Raw genomic sequence first — 16,037 nt, forward strand, 5'->3', positions numbered from 1 at the left:
TCAGCTTAGCCGTGTCGCTGCTTGAGAGTCAGTGAAACTTCTACAGTTCACCCGGCAAAAGAAAACCCGCACGGGGCGGGTTTGGTTTCACGCGGCTTGCAGTTGCCGATCCATCGACTCGATGCACTCGCGCATCTGCTCGCGGCATCGCTCGATGAGCATGGGCATGTCGTCCATGGTCATTCCGACTGTAGGAATTGCCGGCAAGGAACGTATGAGAACGTTGCCGCTGCGCCAGCGATTCAGGCGCATGTGTTTGATATAGCTGCTCACGCACACCGGAACGATCGGCACGCCGGCGGCAATTGCCATCTGGAACGCGCCTTTCTTGAACGGCAACAGATCTTCACCGAGGTTGCGGGTGCCTTCCGGAAACACCCAGATCGAGGTGTCTTCGTTCTGCAAGGTGTGGGTCGTCGTCAGCATCGACTGCCGCGCCTTGTGCGCATTGCCACGGTCGATCAACACATTGCCGGCCAGCCAGAACAACTGGCCGAACAACGGCACCCACTTCAGGCTCTTCTTGCCGATACAAACGGTGCGACGAGGGACGACATTGCCGAACACGAACAGATCGTAGTTTGACTGATGGTTGGCGATGATCACGCAACTGTCAGGCTTGTTCACCAAACCGTTGACCTCGGACCTGACCCGCAAACGCAAGATACACATCGCCGGCAAAGCGTAGAGGCGGGCGCACAGTCGACTGTTGTCCGGGTTGAACGGGCGGCACAATCCAAGGATCACGCCGAGCACGCCGGCCAGAATAAAGTGCAGGCCCATCAACAACATACGAAACACAAACAGCATTTTTGCAGGCCCACCGGGACAAAAGGTGGCGCAGTGTACGGATGTGCACTGTTTTCGGCAATTGCCGCTATAGAGTCCGGAGATGGCCGATGTTTAAGCGCATGTTTCAGCGTTGCCTGTCAGGCGCGTCCTAGAGCTTTCAGCGAATCTTCAACGCTGAACGTAAGAAAAAGCCCGACCAAGGTCGGGCTATTCTCTTACCGGCAGATTTTGGACGAGTCAGCCCAGATGTTGCTGATCCTGCAGGATCGCGTCGTCGAGGGTTTCCAGCAGTTGCTTGCGCACTTTGAGCTTGGTGTTCTTGTGCGCCAGCATGTTGATCTTCTTCAACTGACGCGCGGCAGCCAGCGCGGCGCCCTGCAATTCTTCGGCAGTGACGACTTTGTCGAGGAAGCCTGCATCAACGGCACTTTGCGGATCGAACATCTCGCCATTGATTACCGAGCGATGGAAAGCCGAACGCCGCAAGCGGTCGCGTGCCAGCTCAATACCGGCGTGGTGCATGGTCATGCCAATCTGCACTTCGTTCAGGCCGATGCTGTACGGGCCATCGACACCGATGCGGTAATCGGCGGACAACAGCAGGAAAGCGCCCTTGGCCACGGCGTGCCCCGGGCAAGCAACGATCACCGGGAACGGGTGAGAGAGCAGGCGGCGGGCCAGGGTCGAACCGGCCGTCACCAGCGCAACGGCTTCTTTCGGGCCGGCGGTCATCACCTTGAGGTCATAACCACCGGAGAGAATCCCCGGCTGCCCGGTAATGATCACCACGGCGCGATCCGCCACCGCCTGATCCAGCGCCGCATTAAACGCCGCAATCACGTCCGGAGAAATCGCGTTGACCTTGCCATTGTTCAGGGTCAGGGTCGCGATACCGTCTTCGAGGTGGTAGGCAATCAACTCGCTCATGACGCTATTCCTTATTAGAAAGATGGGCAGACGTTACCCACCGCCGCAGGCCAGGTAAAGCGCCGTGACTGACCTGCCAGTCACCGTTTTGCGCTTCGGCCAGCGCTGCGCGCGTGTTGCCTGCTATAAAAGGAAGCGCACGGTTTACCCAAGATTGGCGGGTTTGCCATCGTCCGCTCTGGCTGAACGCAGCGGCCTCTCTTAAGCGCATGAAAATTCTGAAAAAAAGTTTGCCATCGGAAAAGCTTTCGACTACATTAGCGCGCCTCGACAGACAGAACATGTCTGCAGAGATACGGTGAAGTGTCCGAGTGGCTTAAGGAGCACGCCTGGAAAGTGTGTATACAGGAAACTGTATCGAGAGTTCGAATCTCTCCTTCACCGCCACATTCAGTAAACGCAAACCCCTGATTTTCCTAGAGAAAGTCGGGGGTTTGTGGTTTTTGGTGTCTGGAAAATGGTCATATGGGACCGTTGGTGCTCGGCATCCATGAAATGTGTTTTGGTGATCATTCTCTCTCCAAAGCTATACAAAACCCTGTCACCCGTCGAAATCTCCTACACGCCTCATTGACCCCCCGAACCGTCCCGAGTTTACTGTATACGCATACAGTAAATTCACTATCAGGTTCGTATCATGAGCGTCACCATCCTCGGCCCTTTGTCAGGCGCGGGCGAACAGCTTGCGCTGTATTCGTTTCGGATTCCCGCCGGATTTCCTTCGCCAGCGGCTGATCACATTGAAAAGCACATCTCTCTGGACGAGGTTTTTGATATTCGTGCGCCGCACGTTTATCTGGCGAAGATCGAAGGCGAGAGCATGCAGGACGCCGGGATATTTTGCGGTGATCTGGTGATTGTTGATCGCAGCCTGAATGCCGAGCACGGCGATATCGTCATCGCCGGTCTCAACTCCGAACCTGTCTGCAAGCGCCTGCACATGCGCGCCAACACCATCATTCTTCTTTCGGCCAACAGCAAATACCCGCCTCGCTATGTGATGGAAGGGGATGAGCTGGTGATCTGGGGTGTGGTGACTTACAGCGTGCGCGACCATGGCAAATCGTGAGCAGGTCTTCGCGCTGATCGATTGCAACAGCTTCTATGCCAGCTGTGAGCGAGTGTTCCGGCCCGATCTGGCGAAGACGCCGATTGTCGTGCTGAGCAACAACGATGGCTGCGTGATCGCGCGCAGCTACGATGCCAAACCTTTTGTGAAAATGGGCGCGCCGTACTTTCAGATTCGTGATGATCTGCGCCGCCACGGCATTCAGGTGTTCAGCAGTAATTACGCGTTGTACGGCGACATGAGCGAACGGGTGATGACGATCATCGAATCCATGGTGCCGGCGGTCGAGGTTTACAGCATTGATGAGGCGTTCGCCGATCTCAGCGGCATTCCTGGGGACCTGACAGGTTTTGGCCGAACCATTCGCTCTGCTGTTTATAAGCGCACCGGCATCCCGGTCGGCGTCGGCATCGCCCCGACGAAAACGCTGGCCAAGCTCGCCAACCACACCGCGAAACGCCTGCAAGCGCATACCGGCGGCGTGGTCGACATCTGCGATCCGTCCAAACGCGACTGGGTGCTGCGCAATACCGATGTCGGTGACGTGTGGGGCGTCGGTCGGCGGATGAAAGCTCATCTGGAAAGCATGCAAATCAGAAGTGCGATGGACTTGGCGAAGGCCGATCCGTGGACACTGCGGCGCAAGTTCAGCGTGGTGATCGAGAAGACCGCGCGCGAACTGGGCGGCACATCCTGTCTGGAACTGTCGGAAACAGAACCGCCGAAGCAGGAAATTTGCAGCAGCCGCATGTTTGGCAACCGTTTGACTACCATCGAGCCGATCAAGGAAGCCGTTGCTACTTATGTGCATCGAGCGGCGGAAAAGCTGCGTGCGCAGAGTTCGCTGTGCAAAAAGATCCGCGTGAGTATCCGCACCGGCATGTTCAATCCGGAAGAGGCGAAGTACGCCAATGGCGCGCTGATCGAGTTGCCTTATCCGACCAATGATGTGCGATTGCTGAGCAAGGTGGCGAGCGAGGCGGTTGATCGATTGTTCCGGCCGGGCTTCAAGTACAGCAAGGCTGAAGTGTTATTGATGGATCTTCGGCAGCCCGGAGAGTTTACCGAAGACTTGTTTGCCCAGTCGCAACCGCAGACGGCGGAGAAGGTGATGGGGGTGCTCGACCAGATCAATCAGCGCTGGGGGCATGGAACGTTGCGAGCGGGGAGTGTGCCGGCGGATCCGGCCTGGGGCATGCGGCGGGAGATGATGAGTTCGAGTTTTACGACGAAGCTGGATCAATTGTGGGTGGTTAAATCCAATTGAGGCACGGGCCAGATCTGGTGCCGCGTTACAATCGCTGCCTTCACTTATGCAGTAAAAGGACGACTTTCATGATCATTTCCACCACTCATTCCGTCGAGGGGCGGCAGATCACGGCCTATCTGGACATCGTCAGCGCCGAGTCTGTGCAGGGCGTCAACGTGATCCGCGATATGTTTGCGGGCATGCGCGACTTCTTTGGCGGGCGCTCGCAGACGTTGGAGCGGGCTCTTAAAGAAGCACGCATTCAGGCCACCGACGAACTGAAGGATCGGGCGCGGGCATTGCAGGCTGACGCGGTGGTCGGCGTGGACTTCGAGATCAGCATGCCGGCAGGCAAGGGCGGCATGGTAGTGGTGTTCGTCACCGGAACTGCGGTCAAGCTGCGCTGATCATTGTGTTCAAGGCAAAGCCCACTCGCACAACGAGTGGGCTTTTTCGCGTCAATCAGCCTTGTGGCTTGAGCAACACAGCGCCTCTTGAGTCATAGGTCAGCGGTGTATCGATGGCAACGAGGGGCGGCGTCCCGTCAGGCTGCGCCGATGGTGCGGGCTCGCTGGGATGGTAGACGACGCCCGGTTGCAGAAGCGGTTTGTCTGGGTATTTGATGGTGATTTCACCCGAGGCGATCTTTTCCTTGAGTTTTTCCGCACCGGCCTTGCCGGCAGCGATCTGCTCGTCCGTGAGTTTTACGACTGGCATGTTCGGGAATCCATTGATCTGCATGATCTCTCCTTGAGATTCATTTGTAGGAGTAAGGGCAGCGGCCGTTCGATGGAAATCTTTAGCGAATGATCGTTCACGACGCTTTTTTCCATTCGTCGGTGATCAGTCTTAGGCAAGTCCAGTAGTGACCAGCTAGTCTCAAAAGCGCTGAGGGGCGATATTTTCCAGGCAAAACTGTTTTGTCGGTGTCGACCCAGTTGCGTAGGGGAGAGTCTATGTCAGGTCCATTTATCGAAGATGATGGCGCAGAGTTTTCATTCAACAATTGTGTGCGCTGCGGTCAGTCGGAGTATCAGTCGGGGTTTGGCGAGGATCCGGTGAGCATCGGCAAAATCAAATCCACAGCCCCCAAAGGGCCGAAAGCGAAATTCCTACCCAAGGTCACGGCAAGGACCAGAAAGTGATTTCATCCTGCACCCCGTCACTGAACGGGGTTTTTTATGTGCGCAAGAATAGGGGTTTGAAATCTCTGGCAAGCATTGACATTAATGTCGGTTTTTTTTCACAAACTTTTCACGTTGGCCAACGTAGTGTGAAGCCATCCGTTAGAAAGCAAGTCTCCAGCCCGTCTCCCCAGCGGGCTTTTTTTTGCCCGGCATAAAACCTTTTCCCTGATCGCGGTCCAAACGACGCTGTCGCCTGCGTCTGGACTTTCCTGGGCCGAGCGCATTAAATCCCGCTCCTTTTCGTCATCCCGTTTATTTGAGGTTTTCGTCATGCGTTTAACACTGCCTGCTCTGGTTCTTGGCCTTCTGGTTGCTCAAGGTGCGATGGCTGCCGGTGATGGCACTGCTGCGCTGGGCGGTGGCCTGGGTGGCGCGCTGGGTAACGTGGTCGGTCAGAAAATGGGCGGCAGCACCGGTGCCGCCATTGGCGCTGGCGTCGCGGGCGCAGCAGGCAGTGCCGTCGCCGCACGCAAGGGCAGCCGCACCAAAGCGGCGATCGGCGGCGGTGTCGGTGCAGCCGGTGGCTCGGTGATCGGCAACAGCCTGGGCGGCCGCAACGGCGCCACCATCGGTGCAGGTCTGGGCGGCGCGGCCGGCGGTGCCGTCGGCAGCAATCTGGGCAAAGGTCACAAGCGCCACTGAGACTGATGGCCTGTCAGAAAAAGCCCGACTCGATGTCGGGCTTTTTCATGGCTGAACGTTTCGTCAGAAATCATCTCCAATCTGCATACGCCCCGCTTGGGCGGACTGTCCCGATTCGGGAACTGCGAGGTTCATATGCGATTGTCATTATCTGCACTGTTTTTTGGCTTGGTCGTGGCGCAGGGCGCGATGGCGGCCGGAGACGGCACCGCTGCCGTAGGCGGTGGTCTCGGCGGTGCGCTGGGTAATGTGGTTGGCGGACAACTTGGCGGCAGCACGGGCGCAGCGGTCGGCGCAGGTGTTGGCGGCGCGGCCGGCAGTGCCGTCGGCGCGAACAAACGCAACCGCACCGAAGCCGCGATTGGCGGCGGTCTTGGCGCAGCAGGCGGCTCGGTCGTCGGCAACAGCCTCGGCGGCTCCACCGGCTCCGCCATTGGCGCAGGCCTGGGCGGCGCAGCAGGCGGCGCGGTAGGTAACAATCTTGGCGACGACGACGGCGGATCTCATTCCGGCGGCCACAAGCACAAGAACAAACACAAAAATAAACATCGCTGATTGATCAACGAAAACCCGGCCTGGCGCCGGGTTTTTCGTGTCTGGCCGTCAGGCGGAGGAACGATTGGCGATAGGGCTTTTCGAAAGTGATACATCCCACACGCTCAAGAGGTGCGCCATGACTCCTGAAACTGAAGGCAAAGAAGAGAAAGGCCCGAGTGGATTGCCATTTATCAATGATCCGGGGAATGAAGATCCCGGGTCGCTGATGGACGATGCTACGGTGCCGTTGAATGATGCGGATGAGGCGGATATGGAGTATGAGGAGGATGGGGATGAGCAGTGAGGTGGGGTTGAGGTTTTGAATGATGGTTTAAGGGCCTGACTCCGCAGGCCCTACAGAAAATCTGTTCCTCAGAACGAGACGTCGATTCTTTGTGCTCTGATTTTTACAAACTGACCATTGAGGTGCGGAAAATCGAAGTGGATATCTTGATCCGCAAATTCGACGAACGACTTGAGCGTATCGCCTTCTAAGCGCCCGTAGATATCGCATGAGAAACCATTGTCAAGCATCTCGACACGTGTTTCGCTGCCATCACATTTTGAAATGTCTATCTCGTCCGGCAGCACCATTTCGAACTCGGCTGAGTAGGTCTCACCTACTTCGATTACTGACGGGCAGCGGCCTGCGAAACATCTCACAGTCACACCGTTGATGCTGAGTAGGACCATTTCTTCGATGATTGGGTCGATCTCTACCATATGCGCGGGATATTTCTTAGTCATCTGCGAGCCATGCTCTCGTTTTCTTTCAGAGGATTGAGGTGATCAGTGAAGTTTTTTATGAGTTGGACTTTGCCATAATGGCCTGAGTCAGCAGGCGCTTAAGTCTCGTTTTCAGAGGTTTTCCGGCGGGTCGATTAATTCAAAGAGGTCATCGGAGGGCGATATTTTTTGATTCTGCCTGAGTCTATATAAGACTTGAACTCGCTCTCAAGAAAATTTATGTCAGTGTATTTTTTGTACTCTTCAGGTCTGTCGGTGGCGCACATTTAAAGGCGCCACTCATCAAAACCATCGATCCTGTTATTCGAACCGTAATCGAAATCCACTGATTCAGTGGGAAAATGAATAGCACAGCCTATGCCGTGTAGTTCATATTCAATACCATCGATGACTTCTCCGCAACTTTCTATTTTGCCGCTCCCCAAAGTCTTAGGATGTTTCGAGTACCAAATTTTTCTTGTAATAGCGTTGTTCCTTCTTCAACTTTGCTGAGGAAGTCTTTGATCAAGTCTTCGAGATGTATCATATTGTTACTCATGTTTTTCTATTGTCATCCAGTCGATCGATATCGAGTCTTTTTAGGCTGACATGTTTCATTCACTCTTGTCTCAAAAATGGTTTCCCAATATTTCTAATGATTTTTACGTTGTGAATTTTGGTGTTTGTCTCACAAGCAGGTGCGGAAGTCAGGTTGATTTTATGTGTTTTGGTCTATTCGTTTTTTTCAGTTGGACCATATATACAAGTTGCTAATTAAGGAAATTTTCTTGATTTTTTTTAGATCTATGTATTCGGCGAATTCTTTTTCGATTATTTTTTTGTCGCAGTATTTTCTATATTTAGATGGTCTTTCACAAGCAAAGAAGTATAAGCGGCAAATATCAAACCCATTGATTTCACCATTAGGCCCATAGTCAAAATCTACAGTTCCTGTCGATAGATTAATGCGGCAGCCAATGCCGTGCAGTTCATATTTAACGCCTCGAGTGACTCTCCCGCGACGCTTTATCGCCTTGGTATGCCAAAGTCTTCGAATGTCCCGAGTGCCAAATTTTTTTTCAAATATAAGCGTGCTTGTCTCTACCATAGAAATAAAGTCATGTATCAGGGTATCCAAAGTTTGATCTTGGTCACTCATTTTTTTCTCCGGTTTTGCGAAATATTTAGTCCAATGATTTGGCTGGCTGGCTGGCTGGCTGGCTGGATTGCATTTTTATTGTTTAAAAATTGCTGAGTGCTCTTTGGGGTGGTAGTGATTTTCAGCCTTGGTGATATTGCTTTTGGTCTTGCAGGCGCTGCGCGAGGAGTGTTTGATGCGTGATGTTTAGAAAAGTGACTCTGTTAAGTAGATGCTAGGTTCTCTTAATCTCAATGATGATGTAATGAATTTTATCTCGAAATTCTCTGATGCAACGCAAACTAAGTGCCTGCTCTCAATAGTTTGAATGGATAATTGAAATTTTTCCCGAAGCTTGTAACTTCACTGCACGTTATCCCTATGCGGCAAGCATTGTATTCTATGGATTCCCACTTCTTCGGAGGCGTGTCTGGAATTTCTCTGATGTCAAATGCCAGAGTCAGTGTTGAAAGATTATTGTCTATGTTTAGAGTGAAGAGCTTAATCTCTCCGATAGGTATATTTCGGCTGAAGACCATATTGAAGAATTTTCTGCCATTTATCTCATTCCAGTATTTCATGTGTTTCTTTTACTCTGTCGATCTATTTCTAGAAAGCGTCTTCATGTAGTGTTGGTTAATGCTCGGCCTGCGTTTTTCTAAATATTCACATGGGCGCCATTTGTCCATTCTGTCGTCGCGAGATATGTCTTTCTTCCCCTAAGTCCCTATCCACTGTAAGAAAAATTCCCTCTGTAATTCTGGCGAGTTTGTTAGGTTTTCATTTTCGTAGTCAAATATCGACACTACGTCTTTTAGTGATGGTTCTGCTCCATTTGTCAATTCATAAGCTTTTAATCCAAGAGACATTTGTGATGATAAGCTCGAGGGGTGAACATTTAGCTTTGAGCCTTTGCAAAAGAAAGTTACTAGAGGGTTGTCCTTTCGGACCAAACCGAAACAATGATAAAAATTTTTGCCGGCGTATGTTTTTGGCGATAAACCGTCCAGGTTTAGAGTTATGCTTATTTTCTCGCTGTCGCAAATCAGAACTACATCTTTGATTGCATATTCTTTTTCTACGATAATTTTGAATTCCGAAATCATTTGTCAATTTTCCTATATGGATTCGGGATGGAGTAACCAAAGTCACGCCCATCATCAATAATTATCGTGGCGCCTAGAATATCTTCGTTTTTGATGATTTTTGGGACGGCGAATTCCTGTTCTCGGGAAAATTTGTATCGGTTTCCTAATTCTTGCTTCAAATCATAGCCATTGACTCTCTTCAAAGTATAAAGAAACCCGGTTTTTGTAAAAAAGCTGGTAGCAAACTCTTTTCCCACGTCTCGAGAGGGGGAGGTGCTGATAAAGCCGCTTGGAGGAAAATCGCTATCAATGGAGTGGAGGAATAAGTCCTCACTGTCTCCCTTGCTTTTGAATCCGTTCACAAAAACATCGGACGGGTCTCTTGAATCTCCTCGGTACAGATATTCCTGCTTTTTCTTAGGCGCTGGTGCATCAGGCTCCCCCTCATCAACCTTAACCCTATCACTCGCCCCCGGCACCTCACACCTAGGCTTATTCGGCGGAGGGCAGTTGGACGTCAACCCCAACGGATCCACCCACCCCGTCGGATTCGGCACGTACTGGTACTGATTCAACCCACCCGCCAGCTTCACCGGGTCCGGCGTTAAATACCGTCCAAGCCTTGGGTCGTAATACCGATGCCGGTTGTAATGCAGCCCACTTTCAACATCGAAATACTGCCCCTGAAAGCGCAGCGGTTGATCCAGGTAGTCTTCGCCGGCGAGGGTGACGGCGGCGACTTTGCCGTAGGCGTCGTATTGCGCGGACCAGACGATTTCGCCGCTGTAGTCGGTGAGTTCCTGCGGGGTGCCGAGGTGGTCGAGTTGGTAGTAGAACGGGCAGGCTTTTTTCGGGCCTTTGCCGTCGAGCATCGCCAACGGGCGGAAGGTGCCGGGTTCGTAGAGGAAGCTGCGGTATTGGCTGGCGCTGCTTTCGGCGACGAGGTGTTCGCCTTGCCAGAAGAACTCGGTGACGGCGCCGTCTACGCTTTTGCGGATGCGCCGGCCGAAGGCATCGTATTGATAAGTGGCGGTCTGGCCGTCGGGGCGGGTCAGGCCGATCAGGCGGTGCTGGCAGTCGTAGCGGTATTCGGTGACCAGGGTCTGGCCGTGGCCTCGGCGTTCGCGGATCAGGTTGCCGAAGGCGTCGTAGTCGTAATGACGGTCGCCCTGCATCAGCAGGCGATTGCCCTTGATCTGCGCAGGGCCGGGACGATCCTGCATCAGCAGGTTGCCGGCCGGGTCGTGGGCGAAGGATTCGGGCAGCTCGTCGCGTGAGTGACGTACGCGGATCAACCGGTCGAGGGCGTCGTAGCCATAAGTGCGCTGGCCGTGGCGGCTGTCGGCAATGTGCTCGAGATTGCCGTTGGCGCTGTAGGCATAATCGCGGCGGTACAGCGAAGCGTGGCGATGACCTACAGCGTGGGCAAGCAAGCGGCCCTGATCGTCGTAAGAATATTCGCTGAGCAGCAAACCTTGCTGGCGTTGCTGTTCGCGACCGGACTGGTAGACGTGGCGCGTGAGCGGCGTGCCATTAAGGTCGATGGCCGACAGCGCACCGCCCTTGGCGTAGTGATAATCGAGCTTGCTGTTGTCCGGCAGGCGCAGGCGTTTGAGCTGGCCGCAGGCGTCATAGGCGTAGCGCAAGGTGCCCCAGCCCTGATGCTCGGTGATCAGTCGATCCTGACGGTCGTACTCGAAGGCCAGCGGATGGTTCTGCCCGTCATCAACGGCAACCAAGCGCCCGAGGCGGTCGTAGTCGTAGCGGATCTTGGCGCCATCGGGCAGGGTTTTGACCAGCAAACGCCCGGCCTTGTCGCGCTCATAGTGGGTGACCAGACTGGGGCCGAAATCACCAAACTCGGTCTTCTCCAGCAAATGACCATTAAGGTCGTAGGCATAAGCCGTGCGCCGCCCATCAAACCCGGTTTCCTGTCGGATCAATCCGGTCGGCGTGTAATCCAGTCGGTACTTTTCTCCGGACTCGTTTTCAATCTCGGTCAGCAACAGCCGCGCATGGTCATAGCGGTACTGCACGTGGGTGCCGTCAGGATTGATCCGCCGCGAGACCAGATGCAGGTCGTCGTCATATTCGTAGCGGGTGATGCGCCCGAGCTCGTCGCGCTCAGCGGTGATCTGGCCGTAGGCGCCGTAGCTGTAGGCGCGCGTGCTTCCCGTAGGAGAAGTCGTCAGGATCAGTCGGCCGGCCGCGTCCCACTGCTGACGACTGACGACACCAAATTCGTCCTGGGTGGTAATCCGCCGTCCCAGCGCATCGTAGGAAAAGCGCCGCACGCCACCATCGGGCAGGGTTTCTTCGATGAGCTGGCCGAGCTCGTTCCACACCCAGCGGTGGCGGCTGCTGTCCGGGTAACGCAGCGACAGCAATTGCCCGCGCAGGTTGTAGTAGTAATGGGTGACCTGGCCGTCGGGATCGACCGCTTCGGTAACGGCGCCTTCAGCGTTGCGCCGATAGATCCACACCGCATCACCACGGCAACGCTTGTAGAGAAAGCCGTTGCGGTACTCGTAGGACGTTGGTGCATCGTCCGGCGGAATCAGCGCGATCAGCCGTCCGACCTCGTCGTAGCGGTATTCGGTAACCGCGCCCAACGCATCCTGCTCGGCGATCAAGCGCCCCTGCTCGTCATAGGCCTTGAGCTGCTCGCCGCCATCGGCCGCGACCTGCCGCACCAGCCGTGCGCGCTCGTCGTGGACGTAGACTTCTTCGGTACCGTCGACGTAATGCACGGTCACGCTGGCGTCGTCATCGTTCCAGACGTAACGGGTGTTCATCTGCGAGAACGACGCCCAGTGCCTCACGCAGCGGGCGGCTTTGCCCTCGCGCTGCCACTCCCAGAAGAAGCTCGCGCCGCCAGTCAACTGGCGCTGGAGGATGACGTGGTGGTCGTCGTAGTCGTAGCGTTCGCTGTCGCCGACCGCGTTGGTCGCGGTCAGCAGCCGTTGCCGGGCATCGAAGCTGTAGGTGGCGAGGGTTTGCTCGGTGGTCCACTCGCCCTGGACGAACACCTGATAATCAATCGCCACCAGATGCGCGCGGTCATAACGCAACAGCAATGAGCGGCCGGCGCCGTTGTCCAGACGCTGAATGCGGTCGGAGCGATCGCGTTGCAGGGTCAGACGATTGCCGTAGACGTCGCTGATCGCCGTCAGCCGGCCGGCGCGAAAGTGGTAGAACCGCGCGCTGTCGCCGGCCAACGCCAGGATCAATTCTTCCGGCTCATCGCCGAGAAAGATCGCCGCCCGCGACAGGCTGTTGTGAATCGCCGGGCGCGCGACGTTGGGCAGGGGAAAGCGGGTGCGGCGGTTCTCATGATCGATCCAGATCACGCCATCGCCGTCGAAGGCCAGCCGATGCGCCAGCGTGTGGCTCCAGCCAAAACCCAGGCCGATGTCGATCTCGACGGCGCTGCTGCGGTACAAGCGGGTGAACTCGAACGGCAACACGCCATCGAGCACCGCGTCGGTCAGGGTCAGCAGTTCCTCGCCGGTGACCATCGACACCGGGCAGCCATTGGTACAGGTTTTGGGCACGCAGTCGGCGGCGTCGCCGTTGGGGTTTTTCGCCTGGTCGGGGGCGTCGTCGTGGGGCTCGTGGCGCTCAAGGCGCGCCATGCCCTGGGATTTTTCCCGCGCGAGTGGCGCCGGATTCGGCACGCGGAGCACCACCGCGTCGGCCTGACGAATGTTCAGCGGAATCGATGGCGTCGGCTTCAGCTCCACTTCGCGGGCATGGAACATCAGCGGCTTCAGCGTGCTCGCGTGCTGCTTAAGTTCCGGTGCCGAAGTCAGCTCAGCCAGACGCAAGGCTGAGGCGGCCAGCCACTCCCGCGCCCTTGGCGATTTGATCTTCGCCAGGACCTTGCTGCTCAAACGCAGCGATACGCCGGCACCGCCCGCCACGCGCATCAACAGGAAGCTGATCAGCAACTCGGTGCGAACTTCGGCCACCACCTCGGCGAGGTATTGCGGCGGCAGCATTTTTAGCCAACTGGTGAACGCGGCCAGATGAATGAACAACAACGGCTCGTCGCTGAGCATCAACAAGGCGTTGGCGATCGCTTCGTTTGAAGCGGCAAGCAGCGCCTCGAGTTCGACTTCGCTCAGGTATTCGAGGAGCTTTGCGCTGTGCTCCTGCAGATCGGCAAGTAGGGCGAACAGCTGTTGAATGTCATCCCAGACGCCATTCAGGGCTTTTTCCAGGCCGCGCCAATCGGCCCGCTGCAACTGCCCGTAACGATCAAGAAAACCGGCGCTGGAAAACTCCGTCCACTGCGGCTGGAAGCCTGTCCATTCGCTGCGCAGCCAGCCTTCAAGGCCGGCAATGACCCCTTCATATGAGGCATACAGGGCGCGGACATGGGCGGAGGAAACGTTGGGAAAGAAGGTGACGCGATAGCGCTGGCCGCGCATGCAATCGGTCACCTCGAGGATCCCGCTCGGGCCAATGGTGTAGCGCTTTGGTTCGCCGAAGGTCAGCACGCCGTCGACGTCGCTGAGCAGCGGTTCGAGGGTCACCGGGGTGTCGCCGATCGGCACGAAGCGCGCTGCTTCAAACAGATGCACCAGGGTCAGCGGTCCGCTGGCCGAACACATGACCACCGATGAACTGACAGGTGCGCGCGAAGTGATCGGCGCGCTCAGTTGTACGTCATTGCCAACCTTGAACACCTGCTCGATGTCCAGCGCCGTCCCCGTCCAGAATTGCTCGGCCCAGGCGTCGTAGTTGTTCAGGCACAGGCGGAACTCGTCGATCAGCGCTTCAAAATCTGGCTGCTTCGGATTCAGGGCGGCCACCACCAGCAGTCCGATGCTGTTGTTCAGGGCCAGGAGCTGATCGGGTTGAAACATTCGCAGTCGCTCGCGCATATGAAGAAACGGGAGCGCGGACTTTGCGGGGGATCAAAAAGGAAAGAAGTCGGGGAAGTAGGCAGTGTCTGTAGGAGTTTTCGCTAAATGCGAAAAGGCGTCGATGGCATTGCCCGTTGCTCAATGTCCATCGGCCTCGCTATGCTGCTGAACCCATTAATCAGATCCGCGTTGCGGCACGTTGCCTGTCGCCCGGGATGTCTTTGTTAACGGATCCGATGATGAATGCACCGCTGAAGACGTTAGGCCCGATCAAGGCCGTGATTTTCGATATGGACGGTTTGCTGCTCGACACCGAGGGCATTTACACCGAGGTCACCTCGCTGATTGCCGGGCGCTACGGGAAAACCTTCGACTGGAGCGTCAAGCAGAACATCATTGGTCGCGGTGCCAATGATCTGGCCAACTACGTGGTGCAGGCGTTGGAGTTACCGATCACTCCGGAAGAATTTCTGCAGATCCGCGAGCCGCTGATGCGCGAGCGTTTCCCCAAGGCGCAAGCGATGCCGGGGGCCGAAGCGCTGGTGCGTCACCTCAAGGCGCACAACATCCCGATCGCAGTCGGCACCAGTTCGTCGCGCCAGTCGTTCGGGCAGAAAACCACCTTGCACCGTGAGTGGTTTGCGCTGTTCGATTTCATCGTCACGGCGGACGATCCGGAAGTCGGCGCGGCCAAACCGGCGCCGGATATCTTCCTCACCGCCGCCCGGCGCCTGGGCATCGCGCCCGGGGATTGTCTGGTGTTCGAGGATTCGCCGTTCGGCGTCACCGCCGCGAAAGCGGCAGGCATGACCGCAATCGCCATCCCCGACGCAGCGATGGCCGATGAGAAATATGCCCACGCTGACGGCATTATTCGTTCGCTGAAAGCATTTATGCCCAGCGCCTTTGGCTTGCCGACGCTGGAACTGGCTTGACCGTCCGCACAAAAACGCCGTCCTTCCTGTAAAGAAGGGCGGCGTTTTTTCTTGCCGGTCTGTCAGGCGCCGAAACCACCGTCGATGGTCAGGCTGGCACCGGTGATGTAACCGGCTTCCGGCCCGGCCAGGTAGGCGACGAAGCTGGCGATTTCATCGGCGGTGCCGTAACGACCGACGGCCATCAGCGGGATCAGGCTGTCGGCGAATTCGCCATGGGCCGGGTTCATGTCGGTGTCGACCGGGCCAGGTTGCACGTTGTTGATGGTGATGCCCCGAGGGCCGAGGTCGCGGGCAAGGCCTTTGGTCAGGCCGACCAGTGCCGATTTGCTCATCGCGTAGACACCGCCACCGCCGAAGGGCATGCGGTCGGCGTTGGTGCTGCCGATGTTGATGATCCGCGAGCCTTCGCCCATGTGTTTCGCCGCTTCCTGCGAAGCAATGAACACGCTGCGCACGTTGATGGCCAAAGTCTGATCGAAATCTTCGAGTTTGAAATCTTCCAGCGGCGCGATGGCCAGCACGCCGGCGTTGTTGACCAGAATGTCCAGGCGTCCAAACGCTTCGACGGTGGCGCTGACGGCGTGGCGAATCGCGCTGGCATCGGCGCTGTCTGCCTTGATCGCCAAGGCTTTGCCGCCGTTGCCAGTGATGCTGTTCTGCAGTTCTTCAGCTTTGGCGGCGGAGCTGACGTAGGTGAAAGCGACAGCGGCGCCTTCAGCGGCCAGACGTTTGACGATGGCCGCGCCGATGCCGCGCGAACCGCCTTGAATCAGAGCGACCTTGCCGCTGAGGTGTTGAGTGGTCATGTTCGATCTCCAAGTGTTCAAGGCGGAATGCCTTGGTGTTGGTGCCGAGTATCGGCCTGGCATCGAC

18 protein-coding genes and 1 tRNA gene are annotated in these 16,037 nt (G+C 56.2%); 9 read left to right on the forward strand and 10 right to left on the reverse strand.

From position 1 onward, the window contains the following. Positions 1-87 precede the first annotated feature (87 nt). Entirely contained in the window at positions 88-810 is a 723-nt protein-coding gene (locus tag AB4N41_RS17385) for a 1-acylglycerol-3-phosphate O-acyltransferase (RefSeq protein ID WP_252877750.1), read from the reverse strand. Positions 811-1,029: 219 nt separating this feature from the next. Continuing rightward, positions 1,030-1,719 (reverse strand): crotonase/enoyl-CoA hydratase family protein, encoded by a 690-nt coding sequence (locus tag AB4N41_RS17390; protein WP_252877751.1) that lies wholly within the window; start codon positions 1,717-1,719, stop codon positions 1,030-1,032. A gap of 297 nt (positions 1,720-2,016) precedes the next feature. On the opposite strand from AB4N41_RS17390, the gene AB4N41_RS17395 reads away from it, so the two are divergent. The 4 genes from AB4N41_RS17395 to AB4N41_RS17410 all read left to right on the forward strand — a co-directional run bounded on the left by AB4N41_RS17395 (position 2,017) and on the right by AB4N41_RS17410 (position 4,444). After that, positions 2,017-2,106, forward strand: a tRNA-Ser gene (locus tag AB4N41_RS17395). 250 nt (positions 2,107-2,356) lie between these two features. Next, on the forward strand, positions 2,357-2,788 hold the full coding sequence (locus tag AB4N41_RS17400) for a LexA family protein (protein ID WP_056784089.1): 432 nt from the start codon (positions 2,357-2,359) through the stop codon (positions 2,786-2,788). After that, positions 2,775-4,055: a Y-family DNA polymerase gene (locus tag AB4N41_RS17405; RefSeq protein ID WP_252877752.1), complete on the forward strand. Its 1,281-nt coding sequence runs from the start codon at positions 2,775-2,777 to the stop codon at positions 4,053-4,055. The genes AB4N41_RS17400 and AB4N41_RS17405 overlap by 14 nt, the downstream gene beginning before the upstream one ends. Before the next feature lie 68 nt (positions 4,056-4,123). After that, entirely contained in the window at positions 4,124-4,444 is a 321-nt protein-coding gene (locus AB4N41_RS17410) for a YbjQ family protein (protein WP_016773801.1), read from the forward strand. 55 nt (positions 4,445-4,499) lie between these two features. Here the strand turns inward: AB4N41_RS17410 and AB4N41_RS17415 are convergent, their stop codons facing one another. Beyond that, positions 4,500-4,778, reverse strand: a complete 279-nt coding sequence (locus tag AB4N41_RS17415) for a hypothetical protein (protein ID WP_056784095.1) — start codon at positions 4,776-4,778, stop codon at positions 4,500-4,502. 215 nt (positions 4,779-4,993) lie between these two features. Here AB4N41_RS17415 and AB4N41_RS17420 point away from each other — a divergent pair, with 215 nt between their 5' ends. From AB4N41_RS17420 to AB4N41_RS17435, 4 genes are all read left to right on the forward strand, one after another. Beyond that, the gene (locus AB4N41_RS17420; protein ID WP_024012286.1) at positions 4,994-5,182 is read left to right on the forward strand and encodes a hypothetical protein; all 189 of its coding nucleotides are present in this window, start codon (positions 4,994-4,996) and stop codon (positions 5,180-5,182) included. 312 nt (positions 5,183-5,494) lie between these two features. Continuing rightward, the gene (locus tag AB4N41_RS17425) at positions 5,495-5,866 is read left to right on the forward strand and encodes a hypothetical protein (RefSeq protein ID WP_016773803.1); all 372 of its coding nucleotides are present in this window, start codon (positions 5,495-5,497) and stop codon (positions 5,864-5,866) included. A gap of 135 nt (positions 5,867-6,001) precedes the next feature. Then, on the forward strand, positions 6,002-6,421 hold the full coding sequence (locus tag AB4N41_RS17430; protein WP_024012287.1) for a YMGG-like glycine zipper-containing protein: 420 nt from the start codon (positions 6,002-6,004) through the stop codon (positions 6,419-6,421). Between the two features lie 118 nt (positions 6,422-6,539). Continuing rightward, positions 6,540-6,707, forward strand: a complete 168-nt coding sequence (locus AB4N41_RS17435; RefSeq protein ID WP_016773805.1) for a hypothetical protein — start codon at positions 6,540-6,542, stop codon at positions 6,705-6,707. A gap of 68 nt (positions 6,708-6,775) precedes the next feature. On the opposite strand, the gene AB4N41_RS17440 is transcribed toward AB4N41_RS17435, so the two are convergent. The 6 genes from AB4N41_RS17440 to AB4N41_RS17465 form a co-directional block, all read right to left on the reverse strand. Further along, a complete protein-coding gene (locus AB4N41_RS17440; RefSeq protein ID WP_041479377.1) occupies positions 6,776-7,150 on the reverse strand; it encodes a hypothetical protein in 375 nt (124 codons plus the stop codon). A gap of 266 nt (positions 7,151-7,416) precedes the next feature. Next, entirely contained in the window at positions 7,417-7,575 is a 159-nt protein-coding gene (locus AB4N41_RS17445) for a DUF6896 domain-containing protein (protein ID WP_371924066.1), read from the reverse strand. A gap of 299 nt (positions 7,576-7,874) precedes the next feature. Further along, positions 7,875-8,288 (reverse strand): DUF6896 domain-containing protein, encoded by a 414-nt coding sequence (locus AB4N41_RS17450; protein ID WP_041479379.1) that lies wholly within the window; start codon positions 8,286-8,288, stop codon positions 7,875-7,877. 281 nt (positions 8,289-8,569) lie between these two features. Further along, positions 8,570-8,848, reverse strand: coding sequence for an Imm50 family immunity protein (locus AB4N41_RS17455; RefSeq protein ID WP_353956566.1), 279 nt, complete (start codon positions 8,846-8,848; stop codon positions 8,570-8,572). Between the two features lie 138 nt (positions 8,849-8,986). Beyond that, a complete protein-coding gene (locus AB4N41_RS17460) occupies positions 8,987-9,373 on the reverse strand; it encodes a hypothetical protein (protein WP_081932527.1) in 387 nt (128 codons plus the stop codon). After that, positions 9,370-14,226 (reverse strand): RHS repeat-associated core domain-containing protein, encoded by a 4,857-nt coding sequence (locus AB4N41_RS17465; RefSeq protein WP_353956567.1) that lies wholly within the window; start codon positions 14,224-14,226, stop codon positions 9,370-9,372. Before AB4N41_RS17465 ends, AB4N41_RS17460 begins: the two co-directional genes overlap by 4 nt. Before the next feature lie 239 nt (positions 14,227-14,465). On the opposite strand from AB4N41_RS17465, the gene AB4N41_RS17470 reads away from it, so the two are divergent. Further along, positions 14,466-15,161, forward strand: coding sequence for an HAD-IA family hydrolase (locus AB4N41_RS17470; RefSeq protein WP_252877754.1), 696 nt, complete (start codon positions 14,466-14,468; stop codon positions 15,159-15,161). 62 nt (positions 15,162-15,223) lie between these two features. On the opposite strand, the gene AB4N41_RS17475 is transcribed toward AB4N41_RS17470, so the two are convergent. After that, positions 15,224-15,970 carry a 3-oxoacyl-ACP reductase family protein gene (locus tag AB4N41_RS17475; RefSeq protein ID WP_056784118.1) on the reverse strand — a complete coding sequence of 249 codons (747 nt, stop codon included), beginning with the start codon at positions 15,968-15,970 and terminating at the stop codon, positions 15,224-15,226. Positions 15,971-16,037 lie beyond the last annotated feature (67 nt).

This window comes from Pseudomonas sp. S2_A10 (assembly GCF_054668465.1).